The 23,405-nt window shown below is 64.5% G+C and carries 23 protein-coding genes and 1 tRNA gene; 13 read left to right on the forward strand and 11 right to left on the reverse strand.

From position 1 onward, the window contains the following. The first annotated feature begins 135 nt into the window (after positions 1 to 135). From ACQPZ2_RS34055 to ACQPZ2_RS34065, 3 genes are read left to right on the forward strand one after another with little or no spacing between them, the layout of a single operon-like run. Positions 136 to 909, forward strand: coding sequence for an enoyl-CoA hydratase/isomerase family protein (locus ACQPZ2_RS34055; protein ID WP_433522167.1), 774 nt, complete (start codon positions 136 to 138; stop codon positions 907 to 909). 2 nt (positions 910 to 911) lie between these two features. Continuing rightward, on the forward strand, positions 912 to 3,080 hold the full coding sequence (locus tag ACQPZ2_RS34060) for an acetate--CoA ligase family protein (RefSeq protein WP_433522168.1): 2,169 nt from the start codon (positions 912 to 914) through the stop codon (positions 3,078 to 3,080). After that, positions 3,073 to 3,873 carry a crotonase/enoyl-CoA hydratase family protein gene (locus tag ACQPZ2_RS34065; protein ID WP_433522169.1) on the forward strand — a complete coding sequence of 267 codons (801 nt, stop codon included), beginning with the start codon at positions 3,073 to 3,075 and terminating at the stop codon, positions 3,871 to 3,873. Before ACQPZ2_RS34060 ends, ACQPZ2_RS34065 begins: the two co-directional genes overlap by 8 nt. 58 nt (positions 3,874 to 3,931) lie before the next feature. Here ACQPZ2_RS34065 and ACQPZ2_RS34070 read toward each other — a convergent pair whose 3' ends face one another. The 3 genes from ACQPZ2_RS34070 to ACQPZ2_RS34080 form a co-directional block, all read right to left on the reverse strand. Next, positions 3,932 to 4,594, reverse strand: coding sequence for a response regulator (locus tag ACQPZ2_RS34070; RefSeq protein WP_433522170.1), 663 nt, complete (start codon positions 4,592 to 4,594; stop codon positions 3,932 to 3,934). A 97-nt stretch (positions 4,595 to 4,691) separates the two neighbouring features. Continuing rightward, positions 4,692 to 4,892: a DUF7489 domain-containing protein gene (locus tag ACQPZ2_RS34075; RefSeq protein ID WP_433522171.1), complete on the reverse strand. Its 201-nt coding sequence runs from the start codon at positions 4,890 to 4,892 to the stop codon at positions 4,692 to 4,694. Positions 4,893 to 5,043: 151 nt separating this feature from the next. Continuing rightward, positions 5,044 to 6,114, reverse strand: a complete 1,071-nt coding sequence (locus ACQPZ2_RS34080) for a sensor histidine kinase (RefSeq protein WP_433522172.1) — start codon at positions 6,112 to 6,114, stop codon at positions 5,044 to 5,046. Between the two features lie 285 nt (positions 6,115 to 6,399). On the opposite strand from ACQPZ2_RS34080, the gene ACQPZ2_RS34085 reads away from it, so the two are divergent. Further along, a complete protein-coding gene (locus tag ACQPZ2_RS34085) occupies positions 6,400 to 6,636 on the forward strand; it encodes a hypothetical protein (RefSeq protein WP_433522173.1) in 237 nt (78 codons plus the stop codon). A 193-nt stretch (positions 6,637 to 6,829) separates the two neighbouring features. On the opposite strand, the gene ACQPZ2_RS34090 is transcribed toward ACQPZ2_RS34085, so the two are convergent. Next, positions 6,830 to 7,147, reverse strand: a complete 318-nt coding sequence (locus tag ACQPZ2_RS34090) for a hypothetical protein (protein ID WP_433522174.1) — start codon at positions 7,145 to 7,147, stop codon at positions 6,830 to 6,832. A gap of 511 nt (positions 7,148 to 7,658) precedes the next feature. On the opposite strand from ACQPZ2_RS34090, the gene ACQPZ2_RS34095 reads away from it, so the two are divergent. The 3 genes from ACQPZ2_RS34095 (at position 7,659) to ACQPZ2_RS34105 (ending at position 9,911) form a co-directional block, all read left to right on the forward strand. Beyond that, positions 7,659 to 7,847: a hypothetical protein gene (locus ACQPZ2_RS34095; RefSeq protein WP_433522175.1), complete on the forward strand. Its 189-nt coding sequence runs from the start codon at positions 7,659 to 7,661 to the stop codon at positions 7,845 to 7,847. Between the two features lie 59 nt (positions 7,848 to 7,906). Beyond that, positions 7,907 to 8,878, forward strand: a complete 972-nt coding sequence (locus ACQPZ2_RS34100) for a DUF5996 family protein (protein ID WP_433522176.1) — start codon at positions 7,907 to 7,909, stop codon at positions 8,876 to 8,878. A gap of 199 nt (positions 8,879 to 9,077) precedes the next feature. Continuing rightward, entirely contained in the window at positions 9,078 to 9,911 is an 834-nt protein-coding gene (locus ACQPZ2_RS34105; RefSeq protein WP_433522177.1) for an SAM-dependent methyltransferase, read from the forward strand. A 555-nt stretch (positions 9,912 to 10,466) separates the two neighbouring features. Here ACQPZ2_RS34105 and ACQPZ2_RS34110 read toward each other — a convergent pair. Then, entirely contained in the window at positions 10,467 to 10,679 is a 213-nt protein-coding gene (locus ACQPZ2_RS34110) for a hypothetical protein (RefSeq protein WP_433522178.1), read from the reverse strand. A gap of 537 nt (positions 10,680 to 11,216) precedes the next feature. Here ACQPZ2_RS34110 and ACQPZ2_RS34115 point away from each other — a divergent pair. The 3 genes from ACQPZ2_RS34115 to ACQPZ2_RS34125 all read left to right on the forward strand — a co-directional run bounded on the left by ACQPZ2_RS34115 (position 11,217) and on the right by ACQPZ2_RS34125 (position 13,954). Next, complete coding sequence (locus ACQPZ2_RS34115; protein ID WP_433522179.1) at positions 11,217 to 12,110, forward strand: hypothetical protein; 894 nt, start codon at positions 11,217 to 11,219, stop codon at positions 12,108 to 12,110. Positions 12,111 to 12,403: 293 nt separating this feature from the next. Next, positions 12,404 to 13,084, forward strand: coding sequence for a class I SAM-dependent methyltransferase (locus ACQPZ2_RS34120; protein ID WP_433522180.1), 681 nt, complete (start codon positions 12,404 to 12,406; stop codon positions 13,082 to 13,084). A 43-nt stretch (positions 13,085 to 13,127) separates the two neighbouring features. Further along, positions 13,128 to 13,954 (forward strand): IS5 family transposase gene (locus ACQPZ2_RS34125; protein ID WP_433520531.1). Its coding sequence is split into 2 segments (ribosomal slippage): positions 13,128 to 13,475 and positions 13,478 to 13,954, totalling 825 coding nucleotides; the frame shifts between segments, so codons are not numbered across the junction. Positions 13,955 to 14,065: 111 nt separating this feature from the next. Here ACQPZ2_RS34125 and ACQPZ2_RS34130 read toward each other — a convergent pair. After that, on the reverse strand, positions 14,066 to 15,415 hold the full coding sequence (locus ACQPZ2_RS34130; protein ID WP_433522181.1) for a serine hydrolase domain-containing protein: 1,350 nt from the start codon (positions 15,413 to 15,415) through the stop codon (positions 14,066 to 14,068). Between the two features lie 505 nt (positions 15,416 to 15,920). On the opposite strand from ACQPZ2_RS34130, the gene ACQPZ2_RS34135 reads away from it, so the two are divergent. Further along, a complete protein-coding gene (locus tag ACQPZ2_RS34135) occupies positions 15,921 to 16,862 on the forward strand; it encodes a hypothetical protein (RefSeq protein WP_433522182.1) in 942 nt (313 codons plus the stop codon). Between the two features lie 92 nt (positions 16,863 to 16,954). Here ACQPZ2_RS34135 and ACQPZ2_RS34140 read toward each other — a convergent pair. After that, positions 16,955 to 17,028: transfer RNA gene (locus ACQPZ2_RS34140), tRNA-Ile, on the reverse strand. 147 nt (positions 17,029 to 17,175) lie between these two features. On the opposite strand from ACQPZ2_RS34140, the gene ACQPZ2_RS34145 reads away from it, so the two are divergent. Then, on the forward strand, positions 17,176 to 17,607 hold the full coding sequence (locus tag ACQPZ2_RS34145; protein WP_433522183.1) for a nitroreductase family deazaflavin-dependent oxidoreductase: 432 nt from the start codon (positions 17,176 to 17,178) through the stop codon (positions 17,605 to 17,607). 2 nt (positions 17,608 to 17,609) lie between these two features. Here the strand turns inward: ACQPZ2_RS34145 and ACQPZ2_RS34150 are convergent, their stop codons facing one another. Both ACQPZ2_RS34150 and ACQPZ2_RS34155 read right to left on the reverse strand, forming a co-directional pair. Then, entirely contained in the window at positions 17,610 to 17,759 is a 150-nt protein-coding gene (locus ACQPZ2_RS34150) for a hypothetical protein (RefSeq protein WP_433522184.1), read from the reverse strand. 66 nt (positions 17,760 to 17,825) lie between these two features. After that, a complete protein-coding gene (locus tag ACQPZ2_RS34155) occupies positions 17,826 to 18,824 on the reverse strand; it encodes a zinc-binding dehydrogenase (protein WP_433522185.1) in 999 nt (332 codons plus the stop codon). A gap of 1,180 nt (positions 18,825 to 20,004) precedes the next feature. On the opposite strand from ACQPZ2_RS34155, the gene ACQPZ2_RS34160 reads away from it, so the two are divergent. Continuing rightward, positions 20,005 to 20,520 (forward strand): hypothetical protein, encoded by a 516-nt coding sequence (locus tag ACQPZ2_RS34160; protein WP_433522186.1) that lies wholly within the window; start codon positions 20,005 to 20,007, stop codon positions 20,518 to 20,520. On the opposite strand, the gene ACQPZ2_RS34165 is transcribed toward ACQPZ2_RS34160, so the two are convergent. After that, entirely contained in the window at positions 20,513 to 22,285 is a 1,773-nt protein-coding gene (locus tag ACQPZ2_RS34165; RefSeq protein WP_433522187.1) for an SDR family oxidoreductase, read from the reverse strand. The genes ACQPZ2_RS34160 and ACQPZ2_RS34165 overlap by 8 nt on opposite strands. 25 nt (positions 22,286 to 22,310) lie before the next feature. Beyond that, positions 22,311 to 23,402, reverse strand: a complete 1,092-nt coding sequence (locus tag ACQPZ2_RS34170; RefSeq protein WP_433522188.1) for a PDR/VanB family oxidoreductase — start codon at positions 23,400 to 23,402, stop codon at positions 22,311 to 22,313. Positions 23,403 to 23,405: the final 3 nt, after the last annotated feature.

Consider the following 23,405-nt stretch of genomic DNA (forward strand, 5'->3'; position numbering starts at 1 on the left):
GCCGTTGCCCGATAGCAGTAGTGACATGGAACACGCCCAGCCGGTTAGACGCAATAGTAATTGCAGAACATTTGAACTATGCAAAATTTATGGCATAGTGCAGTCGCAGACCCCGCCGAGGAAGAAGTGAGGCCCATGTCCACCGTGCTGGTGAGCAGATCCGGTTCCATCGCAACGCTCGTTCTCAACAGGCCCGAACGACTGAACGCCGTCAGTGCGGAGCTGTACCGGACGCTGGTCGACGAGCTGAATACCGCCGACACCGATCCGGGTATCCGCTGTGTCGTCCTCACCGGTGCCGGACGGGCGTTCTGCGTGGGTGCCGACCTGAAAGCGCACAACTCCGGCACCAGGACTCCCGCGGAGCAGGCGCGCTACGTCGAGTTGGGCCAGCGCGCCTGCGAGCAGATCCAGACGATGGGCACCCCCGTGGTGGCGGCGGTCAACGGATACGCCCTCGGTGCCGGTGCGGAACTGGCCGTCAGCGCGGACTTCCTGGTCATGGCCGAGGACGCGCAGATGGGGTTTCCCGAGGTGAGCATCGGCACCTTCGTCGGTGGTGGCGTGACCAACCGGCTCCCGCGTCTGGTCGGCCTGCGCAGGGCTACGGACATGCTGATCCTCGGAGAGCGATTCACCGGTCGGCAGGCACTCGATTGGGGGTTGGCGCATTCCGCGGTAGCCACGGACCTTCTGCTCGGGTCGGCTCGAGCGCTTGCCGAAACCCTTTCCGCGAAGGCGCCACTCGCGCTGGCCCGGATGAAAGCGGCGCTGCACCGAGGTGATCCCCTCGACGTCGCGTTCGCCACTGAGCAGCGCGAGCTCCTGGAATTGATGGCGACCCGGGACTGGGCCGAGGGCGTCGCCGCATTCCCCGAACGCCGCACCCCCGTCTTCGAAGGAAAGTAGCGATGACCAGCATCGACGACCGCACGTCCAGCCTCGGCGCGCCCGCCCGCACCGCACTCGAGCGATTGTTCGACCCGCATTCCGTCACCATCATCGGCGCGTCCGGCAATCCGGCCAAGCGTGGGTTCCAGGCCATCCGCGCCCTGCAGCAGTCCGGCTATGCCCATCCCATCTACCCGGTTCACCCGACGGCACAGCAGATCCTCGGCCTCGGCGTCTACGCCTCGATCGATCGGCTCCCGCACGGCATCGACGTCGCGCTGATCGCCTTACCCGCCGCCGCCGTCCCCGACATGCTGCGCCGGTGCGCCGCTGCCGGTATCGCCGGAGCCGTCGTGCTCGCCAATGGTTTCGCGGAGATCGGGGGAACCGGCGCCGAACTCGCCGCCGCGCTCGCAGCGGCGATCGCCGAGACCGGCATTCGGGTCATCGGGCCCAACACCTCCGGCCTGCTCAACGTCGCATCGGGCGCGAATCTCGTTGGCCTCGAGGGTGTTCCGTGTGGCCCGATCAGTGTGATCACGCAGAGCGGGAATATGCTGCTGTCGCTGGTCAATGATGATCGGGCGATCAAAGGCCCCGGTTTCCACATCTGTGTGGGACTGGGTAACCAGGCCGATATCCGGTACGACGAGTGCCTCACCGAATTCGTCCGCGATCCGGGTACGGGCGTCGTTGCCATTCATTCCGAGGGGTTTACCGACGGACGGTCGTTCCTGATCGCCGCGGCTCGGGCGGTTCCGGATAAACCGATTGCCGTGCTGCGCGGTGGCCGTTCGGAAGGGGGCCGCCGCGCCGCGCGATCGCATACCGGCTCGATCGCCGGACTCGACGCCGTCGCGACCGCGGTGCTGCGGCAAGCCGGGGTGGAGCTGGTCGACCGCTCCGACGAGCTCGCGGTCGTCGCGGGCGCCCTTGCCGACTGCGCCCCGATCGCCCCCGGGCGCAAGGTCGCGATCCTCAGCGACGGTGGTGGCCACGCCACGCTGGCCGCCGACGCCCTCGCCGCGCGCGGCATCGAAGTGGCCCGGCTCGGCGAGCGAACCCAGAAGCGGCTGCGGCACCTACTCGGCGCTACCGCTGCCGTGGCCGGTCCGGTCGACGTGGCCGGCGCCACCGACACCGACCCATTGGTGTTCGCCGAGGCCGCCGAAATCCTCATGTGCGATCCCGATGTCGGTCTCGTGCTGGTCATCGGTCTCTATGGCGGCTACCACCTGCGCTTCGACCCAAAGCTGCGCGCAATCGAGGATGCCGCTGCCGGAGTGTTGCTCACACTCGTCGCCGAACACGATGTCCCCCTGGTGATCCAGAGTTGCTACGCCGGTCTCGCCATCGCCAACCACGACCGTCTGCGAGCCGGCGGCGTACCGGTGATCAGCTCCATCGATCACGCCGTGCGGGTCGTGGCGGCCCTGGAGCGGCGTGGTCGCTTGCTGGCGACTGCCCCGCAACGCTCCGCGCTCGTACTTCCACCGCAGGCACCCGCCATCCCCGGATCGGGACTCCTCGATGAACCGACCGCACGACGGGTGGTCGCCGCCGCCGGAATCGACCTCGGCGCATGGACTTTTGCACGGACCGTCGAGGATGTGGTTGCGGCCGTCGCCAACTATCAGCGACCGTGCGCACTGAAAGTTGTTTCCCCGCAGGTCATCCACAAATCCGAGGTGGGTGGGGTCAAGGTCGGCGTGCTGTCCGTCCAAGCAGCCCAGGACGCACAGGCCATCATCGACTCTGTCCACGCGCACATACTCGACGCCCGCATCGACGGGATGATCGTCGCCCCCATGGCCGATGCTGGAATCGAACTGCTGGTCGGCGCCACTCGCGATCCGATTTTCGGGCCGGTGGTGGCCTTCGGTAGCGGTGGGGTGATGGTCGAGGCATTGCGCGACATCACATTTCGCGCCGCGCCCTTCACCGAGTTCGAGGCTCGCGAAATGATCGACGAGACGATCGCCGCACGCATGCTCGACGGCTATCGCCATCTCCCGGCGGTAGACCGGCACCGGCTGGCCCGACTTCTGGTCTGCGTAGGCGATTTCGTAGCCGCGCACCCGGAGATATCCGAACTCGATCTCAATCCGGTGATTGCTTCCGGTTCCGGCATAGTCCCGGTCGACGTTCGAATTGTGTTGCGCGAGACGGCTGGAGACGACAATGACTGAGCCGGTCCTCGTCGACCGTGTCGGCCATGTCGTCGTCTGGACACTGAACCGCCCGGCAGCGCGCAACCCGATATCCGCGGTCGACACGATAACCGCCCTCGAGGACGCGGTGACGGCGGTCAATCGAGACCACAGCGTACGGGCGGCGATTCTCACCGGCGCGGGAACGGCCTTCTCCTCCGGCGGCGACGTAAAGCAGATGCGCGATCGTGCCGGGATGTTCAGTGGCGCACCGGTGGAACTGCGACAGGGGTACCGGCACGGCATCCAGCGCATTCCAAAAGCGCTGTACCACTGTGAGATCCCAACCATCGCAGCCGTGAATGGTGCGGCCATCGGTGCGGGGTGTGATCTGGCGTTGCTGTGCGATCTGCGGATCGCCGCGCGCACCGCGGTATTCGCTGAGAGCTTCGTCCGGGTCGGACTCGTGCCCGGCGACGGTGGCTCGTGGCTGTTGCCGAAGGCAATCGGCATGGCCCGAGCATGCGAGATGGCCTTCACCGGTCAGCCGATCGATGCGCAAACCGCACTCGATTGGGGCCTGATCTCCGATGTCGTCGAACCCGACGCCCTCCTCGAAACCGCCCACCGCCTCGCCGCCCGGATAGCCACCAACCCACCACACGTACTTCGAATGACGAAGCGACTACTCCGCGAGAGCCGACACCAGAGCCTCGACAGCCACCTCGAACTGTCCGCCGCGATGCAGGCGGCCGCCCACCACACCGAAGATCACCGCGAGGCGGTCACGGCCATGCTGGAGCGCAGACCGCCTGCCTTCACCGGCGGATGAGCGGTCTCGCGAAGACGATTTCAACGACGCGGACAATGCATGGACCATGCTGCGGCCCCTAGGAATTTCGGGGCCGGACCAAGCCGATGTCGTAGGCAAGTACCACCGCCTGCACTCGATCCCGCAGGCCGAGTTTGCGCAGAATCGCCGAGACATGGCTCTTTACAGTGCCTTCGGTGACAACCAGTTTCGCCGCTATCTCGGCGTTGGAGGCCGCTTGCGCGATGAGCGTGAGGACCTCGACCTCTCGATGCGTGAGATCGGCGAGATCCGGCATTGCCGCCTTTTCGGGGCGTATGTCGGCGACGAACCGATCCAGCAGCCGACGCGTCACCCGCGGCGCGAGCAGTGCCTCGCCGCCTGCCACCACCCGTATCGCCTCGACCAGTTCGGCGGGGCGGGTGTCCTTCAGCAGAAACCCGCCCGCACCGGCACGCAGGGCCGCGTAGAGCAGTTCGTCCTCGTCGAAGGTGGTCAGGATGATGACCGAGGGCCCGCGCTGGAATGCGGAAAGTCGTTGTGTCGCCTGCACACCGTCGACGCCGGGCATACGCAGATCCATCAGCACGATATCCGGCAGCATCTGAGCGGCCAAGCGGACCGCTTCCTCCCCGTCCCCAGCCTCACCGACGACTCGGATGTCCTCACGGGCCTCCAGGATCATCCGAAGCCCGGTACGGACCAAGGCCTGATCATCGGCGACCAGCACACTGACAGTCATCCCCGCCTCCATGTGATCTGCCGGGTGCACGCACGTCGCGGTGGCCGGTTCATGGCGAGCATCCGATCATCCGGGTGCGGAGATCCATGCGGGCATGTCAGTCCTTCACCGGATCGGCTCCCGCGTGCTTGGTCACCGAATCACCGGCTTCCACCGTATTCCACAGTTCCCGGTTTACCCGGACCTTCATGGTACTGCCGTCCTCTAGCCGAATAATCAAGCGCCGGTACAGGTTTGCCCCGTCGAACAATCCACGCGACTTCTTGATGACCGTTCCGCGCCATTCCTGCCGTACCACTGATCGACTCCTTACTCCACCGAGTGTTCACGCCGCGGGATCCCTAACGGCGTAACTTCAGTGTTTCTTGTCGCCGAGCCGGGAACATCAACTTGCAGGCGGGTATTCGCCTCTGTCGAAAGTTGTAGACAGCCATCGGAAGGGCTGCCGACTACCGGACCGGAAGCCACGCCGCGACGCGGAAGCCACCACCAGTGGAAGGGCCTGCCTCGAATCGTCCGCCAAGTTCTGTGGCACGTCGCCGCATGCCGTCCATGCCCCGACCGCTACCGTGACCGGGCCGGCCACCGCCGCCGTTATCGGTGATCGCCACCATGAGTTGCCCCGCGGCAATCCGAACCTCGACCTCGGCTCGATCGGCTCTCGCGTGGCGCAAGACGTTGGTCAGGGACTCCTGCACGATCCGGTAGGCAGTCTCCGCAACCTTCGGCGCGACAGCGGCGTCGTCCGTCCCGTGCCGATGCACGACCACCTCGACTCCCGCCTGTGACATCGACTCCACCAACCTGTCCAGATCCTCCAGTCCGGAGGAAACGCTCGGGTCGCGGTCGATCACCTCGAGCAGCCGGCGTACTTCGCCGAGAGCTTGTCGGCCAACGGACTCCAGGGCGGCGACAGCCTCCCGGGCCTTGTCCGGGTGAGTGTCGAAAACATCGTTGGCCGCTGCGGCTTGCAGCACCATCAGCGACACCGTGTGCGCGAGCACATCGTGTAGTTCGCGCGTAATGCGGGCACGTTCCTGCTGGACCATACGCCGGGCTTCGGAGTTGCGCTGTGCAGATCTCGCGCGTCCCAACGCGCCCCAACTCCAGGCCAGCAGGGCGGCACCAGACCACAGCAAGGCTTGCACCCCTCGCCCGGTCGTTCCCAACGCGAGCACGAAGAACAACACCGCCGCGGCAAGACCCGACAACGACGTACGCGCGGGACGCAGCCAGGAAAGGGTCGTCAACACGATCAGGGCGACGCCCGACCCCACCGGAACGTGCAGCAGTTCCAACGTTGCTCCCACGAAAAGGGAGGCAATCGTGACGAAAACAGGCCGACGGTCCATCCACCAAACGACGACCGCCTGGCACACCACCAATCCGATCACAACGACACGGGCCGTGGGTACCCCCTGCGGAACGAGCAACACTACCGGCAACAACGTGGCACTGGTGCAGGCGACCAGCAGTACCCTCCAACGCCGCGACAGCCCCACCTCGAACTGATCCCGCACGTCACCGACGCTACCGCTCCGACACCGCAGCCGCCGTATCTCCAACCGGATCGTCGGCTACTCCCATCGACTCGCGTGTGACGTCGGGAGATCGGAAACTCCCTGCGGCAGTTGACACCCCACGCAGCGGCGAAAATCCAGTAGTAGGTCGCGCCCGATCGGTGCGGCAGGCTCGGCAGATGCAGCCGTCTACCGGAACTTCAGACCCGCGCGATCACGATTCACGACCTCTACGACGCACTGAACCTCGCCGGGCGAGGCCGCCCATGGAGTCGCCGGGACTTCATGCTCGGGTTCGTCGGCGATGTCGGTGATCTCGCGAAGCTGGTCATGGCGGCCGAAGGCACCCGGTCGATGCCCGGAGGCCACGCGGCTTTGGAACACGAACTCGCCGACTGCCTTTGGTCAGTGCTGATCCTGGCTCACCGATACGAGAGAGATCTCGAAACCGTCTTCACCAAGACGATGGGCGAGCTCGGGGAGACCATCGAAGCCCGGCTGGTCGATCATCGTCCCGCATAGCGACATGGCGAAAGGGCGGCATCCCTGCACGCAGACGACGTGGAGTCTTCGGGTGCCGCTGTCCTGGCCAGGCGAAACGCTGGCCAGGACAGAGCATTCGAGCAAATACATCGCAGTCGAGCCGCTCATCCAGCGATCTCGACGAGCCTCGAGATTACATAGCTTCAGCTCAGCAACTCAGGCCTGGTAGTGGTCAGGCGCAGACGCGATTGAGCTCGTCGGTGTAGGGGTCGAGGTTGGCGACGTTCTCATCTACCAGCGCGTCGGCGTAGGCGGCGATGACATCCTTCTCCGCGCCCTGGGCCAGATCGGCCAGGCCGCTCAGCCTGCTGGACAGCGCTGTCGCCGTCGCGCCGTCCAGGGTGCCACCGCTCGTGTCGATCGCGACGTTGATCAGCTCGATAGCCTTGGCGCAGTGGGGGGACTGGGCGTGCGCGGGTGCGGCGGGCAGGAATAGCAGAGCGGCAGCGGCCGCGGAGAGCACAGCGGCGAAGGCCGTCGACTTGGTCATGATTTCCTCTCAGAACGTTGGGCTGATCGTAGCGCCACGGCGTGAGACCCTGATCGCCATGCTCGGCACCGGCACCTGCTGATCCGGAACCGCCAGCGGGAGCGCGGCGGCTGGACTCATCGAGACCCCCTTCGGCTCGCGCATCCGAAAGCCGTCATCCGGTCCGCGCCGATGACGGGCTGTAACCAGCGGGCGGGGTGATTCGCCGGGTCGTGGTGAGCAGTGCGGCGGCGAGGACAACAGTAAGCGCGGCGAGACCAGCCATCCCATATGGCGAAAGGCCATCGCGCCAGAGCGCGAAAATGCCCGCCGCAGCTAACACTGAGCCTGCAAGGACCGGAAGTGTCGCGGTGTGGGCCGCGTATCGGGCGCAGAACGCGTCCCACCGACCGGTGCCACCAACGTCGAGGTATTCCTTCTGCGCGGTATTCGAACCTGCGACCTCTGGGTCATGAGCCGACGAGGTCCGGCGGACCCTGCCACGACCTTCAGAGTTCGCGCTACGGTAGCTATGTCGGCACTTTCGGACCTACTGCTCGGATTGGGGTGCTGTGACAAATCCTCCGCGGACATGCACGCCATGTGGACATTCCTCGACGGCGGCGGCTATTGCGTCGATATCGATGCGCTGCATCGCTCGAACCCCCAGGGTGACTGGACGTCGTCTCGCTACTGGACGCAACGAACCCTCACACGCTGAATAGGCCCGTTCCGCGGAATCCACGACTGAATCGAATCCAGCGACGAAGGGAATCTGACATGTCGGAGCTATCGGCAGCGAATTCCACCGCGACGTGGCCGCGGCTGCGTGTGGCGGACTGGACGGGTACGCGTGACACCCTGCACATGTGGACGCAGGTGGTGGGAAAGATCCGGCTCGCCCACGCCCCATTGTTGAATCACTGGTGGCAGGTGACCCTGTATGTGAGCCCGCGCGGGCTGACGACCTCGGCAATCCCCTACGCCGACCGCCTCTTCGATATCGAATTCGATTTCCTCGCGCACCGATTGGTCATCCGCGCCGACAACGGCGATACCCGCACCGTGGCACTCGCGCCGAAATCGGTGGCGCAGTTCTACACCGAAACCATGCAAGCGCTCGACGAACTCGGGTTCGAGACCCGAATTCAAGGGCACCCCAATGAAGTCGAGGTGTCGATTCCGTTCGCTGAGGACACCCAGCACGCCGCCTACGATCCGATGTCCGCGCAGGCATTCTGGCGGCAGCTCGTCCATGCCAACCGCCTGCTCAACGAGTTTCGCTCCGGCTACACCGGCAAGAACAGTCCGGTTCATTTCTATTGGGGCGCAATGGATCTTGCCTACACCCGCTTTTCGGGACGGACCGCTCCCGAACACAGTGGCGGCGCACCGCACTGCGCCGACTGGGTCATGGTGGAGGGCTATTCGCACGAGCTCAGCAGCTGCGGATTCTGGCCCGGCGGTGGAGCGGAAGGCGCGTTCTACGCCTACTCCTATCCCGAACCCGATGGCTACCGCGAACGCCGCCTGCAGGTGCCCGGCGCGACCTACGACCCCAACCTGGGTGAATTCGTCCTACCCTACGAAACGGTCCGCACCGCGGACGATCCGAACGCCGCGGTCGCCGCGTTCCTCCACGAAACATATGAGGCCGCAGCCGAACTCGGCCATTGGGATCGCAGCACACTCGAATGCGATCCGCATCGGTGGGCTCAACAGCGAGCCGCCGCACCGTGGTCACTGCGCTGACCGTCCGCCACAGGAAACGCTCGAGCGCCTCACAGCGTTGGCGCCCGGACGTTATCGACGATCACATCCAACTTCTCGCCCGGGCGGCGCTGGCGCACATGACTGCTCGAAACTCGGTCCACCGCTTGCGATCTCGGATCCGGCGGTAGGGCGGACCGATGGCCAGATCAAAGGCGCGGAATAGGCTAGCGTGGCAAGCATGGGCCTCGACTATGAAAAGACTCCGACCGTGGAACCCAGCTCTCCTGTCGACCTGCGGCAGAATCAGCCGCACACCGCCCGAATGTATGACTACTACCTCGGCGGCAAGGACCATTACAGCGCGGACGAGGCCGCGGCCGAACAGGTCGTGGCCATCTGGCCAGGAGTGCGGGTGGCCGCCCGGCAGAACAGGGCCTTCATACACCGCGTGACGCGGTTCCTTGCACACGCGGGCATTCGTCAATTCCTCGATATCGGAACCGGTATCCCGACCGAGCCGAATCTGCATCAGGTGGCCCAACAGGTCGCGCCTGACGCGCGAGTCGTCTACGTCGACAATGATCCGATCGTGCTCGTCCACGCCAGGGCTCTGATGGTCAGCTCACCGGAGGGGCGTACCAACTACGTCTCCGCCGATGTCACGACACCCGAAAAGATCCTCAACGCTCCGGGATTACGCGAGACACTGGACCTGACCCAACCGGTCGCGCTCAGTCTCAATGCACTGATGCATTTCATCCCCGACGAGCAGGATGCCTACGGAATCGTCGATACGCTGATGAACGAGCTCGTTCCTGGCTCGTATTTGGTGATGACACACGTCACGCCCGACTTCGATCCGACGGCAATAGCTACCGTGGTCGACATCTACCGCCGCAGCGGCCTGCCATGCCAAGTTCGAAGCCGAGACGAATTCATGCGGTTCTTCGAGGGACTAGAACTGGTCGATCCGGGTATAGAGGTGCCGCACCGCTGGCACCCGGACGGTGTCATACCCCCGAAGAAAATGGACGAGCAAGTGTCCGCCTACGCGGGCGTTGCACGCAAGTAATACAACCCCGCACCCAGCACACCGACCCGGGAGGAAACCCGGAAAGTGCTCAGTGATCTCGTATCCGGGGCACTCAGGCGGGCAAGCCGTGCCTCGGTCTCGGGTCCCGGGACGACACCACCCTCACACGTGGTCGACCAAGCCTCTGGCACCCTCGGACACGGCGCAGTGCGCGCAGCAGAAGAATCGACCATCCGACTCCACTCCGTGGCCGATGATCTTGCAGTCGCAGTGCTCGCAGATAGGTGCCATCCGGTGGATCGCACATTCGAAGCAGTCGAAGACATGCCGTGTTCCCTGAGCCTCGACGACGATCGGCATAGCGTAATCGTTACCGCAAACCTCGCATGCGCTCATGGAACCGTAGGCTACTCCGCGGAACCGGCACCATGTCTCTACTTTCGGGTTATGTACGCATGACCGGCTCGACCTGCCGTCCACCGGTCCGGGAATTCAGAACTTGTCCGGGAACTGGGTGATGATGCCGTGGCTGATGGCGACGGCGACGTCCATCATGTGTGCCTTGGCCTCGTCGAACTTGGCGGTCGCGTCGCTCTACTTGCCGCCGATGACGGCGGCTGCGTAAGCGACGGTCTGGTCGATGTGAATGCTCATCGCCTGACGCATGTCCTGCTGCGACCGGTTGGGGTTGATCCCAGCGAAGAAGTCGGCGATATCTCGAGCATTGGCATGCCAGGCCGCGACTGCCGTGTCGATTGCCGGTTTGTAGCCGATCTTGGCGGCGGTGAGGACTGGCACAGCCTCCAAGATGTGGACAGTCAGCAGGCCGGTGAGCTGCCGGGCGACCTCTTGGCCGTAGTACGGCGCGAACGCGTTACCGATGTCGACCTGGTTGCGCAGCAGTCGGTCCAGACTGGACGGCAGCGCGAGGGAGGTCGTCGGCGAACGCGACCACGGTCGACCAGGTGCCGTCCATGTGCTGACCCCATAGTGTGCGCATCTCGGTGTAGAGCTCGGTTTGCATTGTCGCGGCGGGCGATGCGTGGAACACCTGCGCCGACGCGATTGCCGCAGAATTGTATGCGGGGAGAATGCGAGGGCTGCCATCGTCGCCGCAGTGACCGCGCGGTAACAGGCAGTGTGCTGAACGGGCATGATGGTGCCCTCCTGAAAGAATTCACCGTGGTCGGGCCCTGATTGCCGACCTACGGAACGCCGACGTTCCGCACGGGCTCTGAGGGGTTTGCGGGGCTGGTATCCAGGCCGATTCCAGAGATCGGCCCCTCGGGCGCGGCAAGGATTGCAGACTTCATCGCCGACAAGGGCGGCATTTAAGATGCACCGATGACTGATCGGGAGCCGAGCCGAGTCGACGTCCCCGGGGACTCCCAGCCGGGAAAACCGGTCGACATGCCTGTCACTTTGTCGTGGCCACGCAATGTCGCATATGTCGATTCAGGCGTGAACATGGTGGTGCGGGCTGTCGGGTCGGACGTGGGGCATGCGCTGCTGATAGAAGTCGACTTCGGAGAGTTTCCAGATCTGCGGGACGTGTCCGAGACACAGAGGGCGGTCCGGGCGCTACTGCTCGCGCTCGTCGACTACGAGGTATCGAAACTTCCTGAGCGACGCCCAGATCCGGACTCGGAGACCGCGGAAAAGTTGATGCAGATCATCAACGAGGCTGCCGAGGATCACACCGAAGTCGGCGACTTGGTCCGGGAAATCCTCAAGACCCAAGATGCCGATGTATTGGCCACGGTCGTCTCCGGTCTCGCGGGGCGGCTTCCCGCACGGATCGAAGCATCGTTGTCGATCTCCAGCAGTGTGACGGTCAACCCGTGGCAAGAGGTCGTTCAAGTTACAGTTCCTGCCGTCACGACAGGTGGATTGATGGCCGCTGCGGCACGCGCGGGGTGGGTCGCACTACGCAACGTACCGGCGATTCTCGATGTCATCGTGCGGGCAACCACCATCAAGGCGGAGCGAGCGGCCCGGATCGCGGCATTGGAAGCGGAAGCGTCTATCCACCAGAACGAGGCTCTGTTGGAGATAATCCGAACCTCGACAGAGGCCGCAGCGGCGCGCCGCTCGCTCGATGCGATCTTGGATGTATCACCCGATATCGCGAGACGTATTCACGTTCAGTCGATTTCCGATGAAGAGGCGAACGAACGACGGCATCGCCTGCTGCGAGCTGTTTTACAAGATGCGGAGCCGTCCGATAGTCCATCTTGAACTGTTGGTCGAGTTTGCTGATAGTGCGTGCGAGCGGGGCGAGTTCGGCCTTCCAGTAGTTGATTTTCTGGTGGCAGGTGGCTTCGGAGAGTTTGTCGCGGGAGTTGACCTCGGTGGCGGTGATCAGTCCGGCGGTGCGGGCGTGACCGAAGGTCGAGGCGAACAGACCCGCGCGCGCCACCGGGCACCCACGGCGCTCCACCGCTGCGGCGGCACAGTCGCATCTGCGCACCGGCCCTCAGTCGAGGTAGCTGGAGATTCGCGACAACGCCTGCCGACGTATAGTCGAGTGTATGACCAGTGGCACCGCACCGGCGGCGGCCGGACAGGGATCGGACCTTTGGGCGCGGGCGTTCGCGGCACTGTACGACCCGCTCCTGTGGAGAGGCGAGCGGGCGGGCATGGGGGCTCGCCGACGCCAGTTGCTCGGCCGCGCAGCAGGACGGACGGTCGAGCTCGGCAGTGGTACCGGCCTCAACCTGCAGTACTACCCCGACCACCTCGATGAGTTGATCCTGACCGAACCCGAGGCTGCGATGCGTGCGCGGTTGGACCGGAGGCTGCGCGGCACCCAACGTCGGGCGAAGGTGCTCGACGCGTCGGCGGATCAGCTGCCGTTCGCGGAAGAATCCGTGGACACGGTCGTCTCCACGCTTGTCTTGTGCACTGTAGACAGCCCCGATGCGGTGTTGCGCGAGATCAAGCGCGTGCTGCGCCCCGACGGCAAGCTGCTGTTCCTCGAACACGTCCGCTCACAGTCGCCGCGACTTGCCCAATGGCAAGACCGCCTCGAAGGCCCGTGGCGACGGTTCGCGGAGGGTTGCCGCTGCAACCGTGCCACGCTCGAGCTGATCCGGGCATCCGGATTGGAGCTCGACGACGTCCAGGAAGCGACGTGGCGCGGAATGATGGTCCCCATTGTCCGACCGCTGATTATCGGCGCAGCGACCAAAACGGATGGCCGACGCTCTTAGAGCGTGTCTCACGTGGATCTGGGTCTGATCCTGTGATCATGTTGTGGTGGACGAACTTTCGCGGCGCCTGGTGCCGGATGAGTTGTGGGCGTTGACTGAACCGCTGATTCCGCGGTTCGAGGCGCGCCCGCAGGGTGGGGGTACCGCGCCGATGGATGATCGGGCGGTGTTCACCGCGATAGTGTTCGTGCTGACCAGCGGATGCGCTTGGCGGTATCTGCCACCGTCGTTCGGGGTCACGGTGCCCACCGCGCATCGCCGGTTCACGGCGTGGACCGAGGCCGGTCTGTGGCGGCGCCTGCATCGGGCGGTCCTCGACGAACTGGGCAGCCAAGGCTTGATCGACTGGTCACGCGCGGTCCTGGACGGGGCATCGGTCAGGGCGAAAAAAGGGGATCCATGACCGGCCCGAACCCCGTCGACCGGGGCAAGGCCGGCTCGAAGATCCACGTGATGTCCGACCGTGCCGGCCTGCCGCTGTCGGTGGCGATATCGGCCGCCAACACCAACGACGCCGACGCGCTCAAACCTCTCGTCAAAGCCGTCCCCGCGATCAAGTCCCGACGCGGACCGCGGCGACGCAAACCCACCAAACTGCACGCCGACAAGGCATACGACCATGTCGAACTACGAAAATGGGTGCGAGACAGGGGAATTACCGTCCGCATCGCTCGCAAGGGCATCGAATCCAGCAAGAAACTCGGCCGCCACCGTTGGGTCATCGAACGGTCGATCGCCTGGCTGTTCGGCTACCACCGGCTCTCGATCCGATACGACCGCAAGGCCACCCACTACCTCGGCTTCCTCACCCTCGCCGCCACACTGACCTGCTACAAGAAACTCGCGAAAGCCGGGAAAACAGCGACGTGAGACACGCTCTTAGCCCGAATCCACCGAAATGATCTCCTGCGGATCTCGTAGCGACATGATCGCTGACGCCGAATTTCCGAGCTGATAGGCGCCCCTTCTTCGGCGTCCGATTCAGCGGATGCCCGGCGTGCGCGGATCCGGACCGAGGCAGACTTGAACGACGCAGCCCGGCGGGGTATCCGCTGATGGGGGTGCCAACGGGTAGTTCAGGCAGCTGAAGACATTGCAGCCCGGATAGGCCGCGGGCCCGACACCGAAGACCCCGAGCAGCAGATTCGTATCCACGAACCGGCTCGGATCCGCGCGCTGCGGCGGTTCGACATACGGACCGGGATCGGACACAGGATGGTCCTGGAATGCCGCGAACAGTCGGCGGAAGAATTCGTACGGCAGCTCCGTGGTGTCCTGCAGGGCCCCCGTAATGCCCTGGTTGCTGACACTTCCGAAGACTCCGGTCCACACCACCGTCAAATCCAGACTCGGCACGATGAAGACGTTCTGCATGCCGAGTCCGACCATGAAGTACATGTCGGCGGGCTGGAAGCCGGAGTTCTCAGAGCATCCGAGGCCGATCCAGAACAGGTAGCCGAAGCACTTGTTCGCTGGTGACGGCTGGCGTGCCATGCGCAGATAGGTCTCGGAGACGAGTTGCCGTGTGCCCCAGCGTCCGTTGTTGCTCACCAGCAGGCCGAGCTTCGCGAAATTGTTCGGCGGGATCAGCAGATGGGCGTATCCGTAGGTGTGCCCGGCGCGATCGCGCGCCCAATAATAATCACCGCGTTCGATACCGAGCGGATCGAAAAGCTCACGCTGCGCGAACTGCTGCAATGGCTCACCCATGGCCAACTCGATGACATAGGCGAGTAGATCGACAGCGCGTTCGCTGTAACTGAATGCCGCGCCCGGCGGATTCTCCAACGGCACTCCGAGCGCCTGCACGGCAGTATTCGGATCGATCGGAATCACCCCGGTGATACCCTCGGAGAGTATACCCACCGCCAGGCCGGACGATTCGGTCAGCAGATTCTCCACGGTGATCGACCGATGCTGCGCATCACCGAGCCCGGGCGGAAGATACCGATCGATCGGCGCTTCGATATCGAGTTTCCCCTGATCCCAGGCTATTCCGGCGAGCAACGACACAACGCTCTTCGTCGCACTCCAGATATTCCAGGCGACATTCCCGGTCTGGTCGTTCGTCGGCCCCGCACCGATCAGGCAATTGTGCCGGAACACCTGCACATTCAACCGATTACGGCCGCTCGCGAATTCCAATGCCTCCGCGAGCCGCCCCGAATCCAGTCCAACCTGTTCCGGTGCCGCCCGTTCCGGCTCGCGCCCGGAAGACACCCCACACGACAGCTGCTCGGCGGGCGCGGCGTGCACGCCCCCGGCGACAACGCTCCCCGCCACCAGCGACACCACCGCAGTTCCGGCCAGGAATCTGTAGATGCGACACATAGCGAAAGGCTATCGTGCCCAATCGAGCCAGAGCGGACAACAGGCTGAACACGGTTCAGCCGATTATGAGCCAGGTGTCGCGCTCGACGTCGAATATTCCAAGATTCCTCTTGCAGGACATCGGCGGCATGTCCATTCTGCGAACCATGCCCTTCACCCGCAGGATCGCATAACACCGCGGCCGCGTAATCCCCAACACCGCTGCGTCTTCCCGCACAGCTGGCCAAGTAGCGCGTTCTCGTCGCTAGGGCGGGTCAAGGCCTGCGACGACGCGCACGACGTCGGCGCCGGCTAGGAAGCCGTGGTGTCGGCGGGTACTGGCGTCGACCTCTAGGAGCGATGCCGGCTGCCTTCGACACCTGCGACAGCACTCGACCATGTCGGCGTGCCTTGTGGCCGATTGCGCGGAACCCCGGAAATAGGTCACCGGAATGCATCATGCTGATGCTCGGCATTGCATGCCGCGATACATCGTTTCTCCTGCGAGCATGTAGGGATGTGACAGGTGGATCGCTCAGCGGAAGGCGGGTCCCAGCAGGCCAAGAGCCTTGGCCTGCGGCGTCTGCTGCCAGAGGACAGACTCACGTGGCCGGTGCTGGTGGCCGGGACTGTGGGAATCGTGTTCGCGTTCCATCGGTGGGCGATCTCAATTTTCTATTTCCGACTGGGTGTCACGCCGGAGGAAGTCGGGGTCGGCGCAACCGCCGTTGCTGTTGAACGCTCGGTGCTGACGCTGGGTGTGACTTCGGTAGCGATGGCCGTGCTGATGTACGTGTATGGACTAGTGCTTGTCGCCGGAATGTGGCTCAAACTTCGTGCCACCGTGCACTCGTTGTATTCGGCTGGGGGCAATCGCAAGGTCGCCTTGTGGTTTCTTCATCGCGCTGCGGTCGCCGGGTCGGTGGTGGCGTTCTTCGCCGTCGTGCCGGTTGTAAACGACCGACAGCGGTCGTTCGGATTCTCTTGGGCCAACTTGGCAACTGTCGTAGTCGTCGGCTTCATTGCGCTGTGGGTGGTCCTCGCACGTTTGAACAGATCGGTGCAACCACCAGAGCCAGAACCACAACGGCAGGGCAAGCGAGACAGAGCGCGCATCGCGGTTCTCATGGCAGGTTGTACGGTGGCTGTATTCGTGATTGCCCACTTGGTCAGGTTGCCCTATGACGCCAGCAGGGCCGCACGAGACGTGTCGGCGGGACACGGCATTTCGGGCGGGCTCTTTCCGCCGACCCTGCCGGCCTCAATCATCTGGATGGGTGAGCCGAATACTGCGCTGGGCGAGACCCTGGCCCATTGCCTGATGTATCTCGGTCAAGCGGGAGGCATTGTCGTCGTGTTCGATGTTGATGCGGAAACCACGGTGCGGCTACCCGCACGGGATGTGACAGTCACAGCATCGACCAAATCACCCAACAGCAGCCCGATCAAGTCGCGGTGCGAGGACTGACCTACGCCGCTTCGGCCGCCATCCGCACATACCGGTGACAGCTGAGGACTAGCGCACCAGCCGATCCCTTGGCTCGCTGACCAGGGGGTTTGTGGGGCGGGCGGGGCTCGAACCCGCGACCAATGGATTATGAGTCCACGGCTCTAACCGACTGAGCTACCGCCCCGTGTGTGGTGGATACCGACAGCGTTGGGGATGGTACCGGGTGGGGTGGGGGTGGCACCAGTCGGATGGGGGTGGCGTGGTGACGGGCAGTTGAGGGTGGGGGTGGATAGGGTGGGGGTGTAACCCGGAACAGGCTGGAGGGTGGGCTGTGGCGAGTTTGTTTGCGAATGTGCTGAAGGTGCATCAGTGGGTTTATGAGAAGAGTGGCGGGGTGGTGGGGCATCGGCTGCTGTTCGGGAATCCGACGTTGTTGTTGCGGACGGTGGGGCGCAAGACGGGGCAGGCGCGGACGTCGGCGCTGACATACGGGCGGGATGGGGCGAATTATTTGGTGACCGCATCGAATGGTGGGTCGCCGCGGCCACCGGGGTGGTTGGCGAATGTGAAGGCGAAGCCGGAGTGTGAGATTCAGGTCGGGCGGCGCAAGGTGGCGGTGATCGCGCGGGCGACGTTGCCCGACGATCCGGATTATGCGCGGCGCTGGGCGATTGTCGACAAGGTCAATCAGGGGCGCTACAGCGAGTACCAGAAGATGACCAAGCGGCCGATCGCGGTGGTGGTGCTGACTCCGGTCGGCTGAGTTCAGTCGGTCTCCCAAGCCTCGTCGTCGTCGTCGACATCACCACGGTCCCAAGCGGACTCGCTCCGAGGCGGGCGGCTGGCCCACTGCACGATGAGAGCGACGAGACCGAGCACGATGAGGACGACGACAACGACAATCAGCGTTTCCACCCGGGGCACCCTAATGCTCAAAAGAGGTACACGCAGGTACCGAGACAAGTTGTCCCGGAAGGCCGTTCAGACCGTAAGAAGTGTGCGTCCGACGGCGGTTCGCGATTCTATTGCCACATGTGCGCGATCGGCCTGTTCGAGCGGAAAGGACTGGCCGATAACCACTTCCAGCCGTCCGGCCGCCGCTTCGGCGAGCGAACGTCCGGTCAAGGCGAGCCAATCGATATCGCCTTTTCCGGTCAGATCGAACAGCCCGAGCACGTCGATTCCGCGTGCTGTCACTACCTCTCGATCGAAGTCGGCGAATTGCCCTGCGGCAGCGCCATATCCGATGAAGCGCCCGCCGTCGACCGCGGCTTCGATCGCACCGGCACCCAATTCGCCACCCGCACCATCCAAGACAACGTTCGCACCGGCTCCACCGGTCACGGCGCGCGCCTTCGCAGACCAATCGGACTCGGAGTAGTCGATGACCGCATTCGCGCCGAGTCGCGCCGCGAGCTCCAGTTTGGCGCTGCCACGCGCCGCGGCAACGACATTCGCTCCGGCCGCGCGGGCGAGCTGGATCAGCAAGGTGCCCAATCCCCCACCCGCCGCGGTGATGAGAACCCACTCACCGGGCTGGATCGCCGCTCGATCGAAGATGGCGAGCGCGGTCTTACCGTCGTGGGCGAGTGCTACCGCCGCCGTCAGGCTCAGCCCTTCGGGCACGGCGACAAGAGTTTCGGCCTTGGCGAGTGCTCGCTCCGCATAGCCACCGATCGGCTGACCACCCCCGATGCCGCTCGCGGCGGTATCGGTGACAACGCGCTTGCCGACCCAACTCGGGTCGACCTCCGGACCGACCGAAGTAACCACCCCGGCGACCGCACCGCCCGGCACATACGGCGGTTCGAGCTGGAAAAACTCGGTGCCCCAACCACTTCGGAGCTGGACATCCAGAAACATGACATCGGCGGCCGCGACGTCGACGACCACCTGCCCCTGTCCGGCAACCGGCTCCGGCACTTCACGCACCGAAAGAACTTCGGGCCCACCGAATTCCGCAGCGTGTACAGCGCGCATGACAACCTCCATCAATTCCTGACTCGATCCGACATGGAACAGCCTGGAACCTGAAGCAGGGTTGAGGTCAAGCGGAGCGCACCAATTACGCTGAGCGCGCAATTGCGCCCGGACGGGAATCGAACTCACCCACGGCGCCAACACATCCGAGGACCAAGCCGATGGCTCCGACAACAGGGGACCTCGCCTGTTACGGCACTCCCGCCGCCAGTGTTACTGCCGCCGTCCCGCAACTGTGCCGTGTCCAGCTGGCTTCTGAGGTACTCGAGATCCGTCGAGGGCAGTCACATGGCGGTGCCGCGGGGCGTGTCGTACCGCGTTTCGACTGCGCTCGGCGAGCAAGCCGGACCCGAATAGCGCGGCAACTTATCTGGGCACTAGCCCATAGCCGCTGGCATCTCCGGTCAACGGCACGGCCGTCAGGAACCTCCTCCGCCGCAGCTACTACTACCACCACCACAGCCGCTGCCGCCGCTACTGCTGCCCCCACCGCAGCCACTACCGCCACCCCCACCACAGCTACCGCCGCTCCCCGAGTCATTGCCTCCCGCATCACCGGCATCCCAGGACGAAGAACTGGGCCCCCCGATCCACCCGAACCCGCGCCGCTGCGTCCGGCTCGGCAAGTTGGTCACCAGCAGCACGAACCCAGCGATCCCGCCCATGATGAGGACGGTAATGAGGAAGACCAGCAGCAGAGCGAACATTCAGGACCCGCCACCGCCGCAACTACTCCCGCCGCCACCACAGCTACTACTACTCCCGCCACCGCAACTGCTACCGCCGCTACAGCTACTTCCCCCACCACAGCTGCTGCCGCTGCCACCATCGTGACCATGCCCGTGCCCGTGATCATGTCCGTGACCGTGGCCATGCCCATAACCCCCACCACTGCCCGGATCGAAACCCACCCCCGAATCGAACCCGGCGGCCCCGTAAGCCCACTGCGAGTCACTGGAGCCCCCATACCCCATCTGCCCATGCCGCACTGCCCTGTTGTTCGCCCGCGTGATCAGAAACACGACCAGCGCCGTGATGCCACCACCGACCAGAAGGATGATCAGCAGCAGTACAACCAAGAAAACCGCCATTCCGAAATGGTATAGGCCCACTCCCCCGCACTGAACCCACGAAAAGCAACGGCTACCCGAACAATCACCCATTCGCCGTAGAGTGAATCGTGGCCTTCTTACGAAACCGTACCCAGCGCCGAATCGACCTGAGCGATGTCGGCCGGGTGGTGGCCGCACTCGAATTTCCCGACGCGGTTTTCAAAACCAGCCCGTGGCAGCCACGAGAACTGGTGAAAACCGGACTGCGCCAGTGGCTGCGCTGCTGCGGTGCGGCCATGCGCGACGGTCAGGTCATCGGTATGCCGTCCCATGCGGTCGACGAGGCCTGGCACGGATTCATTCTGTGCACGGAGATGTATGCCGCATTCTGCACCGCGGCATACGGCCGTTTCCTCCATCACTTTCCGGAAGGCGTTGCGACGAAGGGCATTTCGCACGGTTCCATGGGTGAGCAACTCGGCCGCACCGTCGTCGCGTGGTCGATGGTCGCAAAGGCCGGCGAGACGTGCGTGCTCTGGGATCTCGACAGCAAGGTGGGCGTCGAGCACCCGTGGGGTATCGGCGCCGAGCGAGTTGCGGCCATCGAGGCCGTACTCGCAGGCACACCGCAGACGCTCAGGTGAGCTTCACCCGCGCGGCGAAGAACCGCACAACCGCAGGGGCGAACTTGTTGAACTGGTACTGCAGCCGCGCCTCCGGGGTGACCGGCACGATGCTGCGATCCCGTTCGACCGCCCGCACGATCTGCGCCGCCACCTTCTCCGGACCGTAGCGCCGCGCCTGATACAGCTTGTCGTACCGTTCCTGCTTGCGCTGCTCCTCCTCCGCGCTGACACCCGAAAACCTAGTGGTGGCAACAATATTGGTGTGCACGATGCCGGGGCAGATGGTGTGCACGGAGATGCCGCGCCCGGCCAGTTCCGCGCGCAGGCAGTCGGAGAACATGAATACCGCCGACTTACTGGTGGAGTACGCGCTGAACCCCTGCTGCGGACTGTAGGCCGCCATGCTGGACAGGTTGACGATGTGTCCGCCGAGTCCGCACTCGGCCATCGCCGAACCGAAGGCACGGCAGCCATTGACCACGCCGCCGAGATTGATCCGCATGACCCGATCGAACTCCGCCGATGGCGTGTCGAAGAACCCACCGGCCTGCCCGATTCCGGCATTGTTGATCAGAATGTCGGGCACGCCGTGCGCGGCGAGCACCTCGACCGCGTGCAGGTGCACCGCTTCCTCATCGGAGACATCGAGCTGATAGGCATGCGCCACACCGCCTTCGGCGGCAATCAGCTCCTGCGTCTCCTTGGCCGAATCCAGATTGATATCCGACAGCACGATTTCCGCACCGAGCCGCGCGAATGCCAGGCCCGTCTCGCGACCGATACCGCTGCCGCCGCCGGTGATCACCACGAGCTGATCCTCGAATGACCGTCGGCTGCGCCCGATTTCAGCACGACGAAGGCCGCGCGGCGCCACACCACTATTCACCGCGTCGATGAGCTCGGTGGTCGCGGTGGCGAGCAATTCGGGATGGGAGAACGGCATCCAATGTCCGGCGGGCACATCGCGGCGCCACAGCCGTGTAACCCATTTGTGCCCATCGTCATAGCCCGCGGGCCGAACCGCGATATCGCGACCCGCGACGATCAACTGCACCGGTACCTCGGTGCGGCGCTCTCGCGGCGCGAGCATTCGCGGCAGGATATTGGCACGGTAGATGAGCAGACCTGCTACGGCGTCACGACGGAATGTGGGGCCGAGCACGATATTGGACGGCGCGGTGTCGTTCATGATCGAAACGATGCGCTGCCAACGCTTTTCGTGCGCAACGACCCGGAACACCTGGTTGAGACCGGGTGTCATCGAGAAGATCGTGTATCCCGACGACAGCGCCTGGGTGAGTGGCTGCCACAGATTGCGCGGCGTCGGCCGGGACAGCCTGGCGCGCACCCACTTCGCGAGATGGTCCAGGTTCGGCCCGGAGACCGAGGTGAACGACGCGACCCGGGCCGCGGCCTGCGGTTCGCACACCGCTTCCCACACCTGTACCGAACCCCAGTCGTGCGCGAGGACGTGCACCGGCCGATCCGGGCTGACCGCGTCGGCGACGGCGAAGAAGTCATCAGCCAGCGCATCCAGGCGGAAATCGCGAACGCGCCGGGTGCGGGTGGACTCCCCGTGGCCGCGGGTGTCGTAGGTAACGACGTGGAAGCGGTCGGTCAGCAGTGGCACCACCGCATTCCAGAGATGATGGGTGTCCGGCCAACCATGCACCAGCACAATGGTTTCCGCGCTCGGATCGCCGTATTCGAAGACGGCGATATCGAATTCGCCGCTGCGCACGGTCCGCCGCGTCGCATCCGAGTCCAGGTCGGTCGTCGTCATTGACGTATCTCCTCGAGGTTCCTACTCACAGGTCCAAAACCAATCGCCCACCCCGCGAACGCGAGACGCAGACGAGCATCTCCCCCGCCTCGTGATCGGCGGCGGTGAGCACGCTCTCGCGATGCTCCGGTTCACCGGAGAGCACCCGCACCTTGCAGGTCCGGCAGAAGCCCTGGCGACACGAATACGGCCGATCCGGGCGGCTCCGCAGAATCGTCGCCAGCGCCGACTCATCCGCAGGCACCTCGGCAACTTCACCGGTGGAGGCGAATTCGATCTCGAATGCGACACCGTCGACGATCGGCGGTGGCGAGAATCGTTCGGAATGCAGTTCGACGCCGGGCATTTCGCGCACCGCATCCGCGACGGCGGTCGTCATCGGGACCGGGCCGCAGCAGTACACCGCGGTATCGGGGGTGACCCCAGCGAGTAGCGTCGCGGCGTCGGGCAATCCGTGTTCGTCATCGGTGCGCACGGTGACCCGATCCCCGAATCCGGCGATCTCGTCGAGAAACGGAATCGTGTCGCGATTACGCCCGGTGTACACCATCGACCAGTCGATCCCGAGCCGCATCGCCAGCCGCGCCATCGGCAGAATCGGGGTGATACCGATCCCGCCCGCGATGAAATGCAAACGGGCGGAGGGCGATCCGTAACCGGGCACCGCGAACGGGAACGCATTGCGCGGACCACGAACCACCATGCGCGATCCGACCGGCAGTTCGTCGTGCACCTCCACCGAACCGCCGCCGCCATCGGGAATGCGGCGCACCGCGATCCGGTATGCCCGGGTATCGGCCGGATCACCGCACAGCGAGTACTGCCGCAACCGACCCGAAGGCAACTCCAGGTCGAGATGCGCACCCGGTCGCCACGGCGGAAGTTCGCGCGCGTCCGGCGATTCCAGTCGCAGGCTCACCACATCCTGGTCGTGCGCCTCGATGCGTCGACCGGTCACCACCAGCGACAGCCGGTGATCATCGGCGCGCGGTGACAGATCCCGGCGGTTGATGATCGTGGTCCACCGCAGCCGCGCCGAGGCGACCGCGTCGAGCACCCGCACCGCCCGATCCTCGTCGCGCTTACCGAACAGATCGGCTGGCCGCTGCTCCGGCATCGG

This window comes from Nocardia pseudovaccinii (genome assembly GCF_050942345.1).
Lineage (GTDB): Bacteria > Actinomycetota > Actinomycetes > Mycobacteriales > Mycobacteriaceae > Nocardia > Nocardia pseudovaccinii.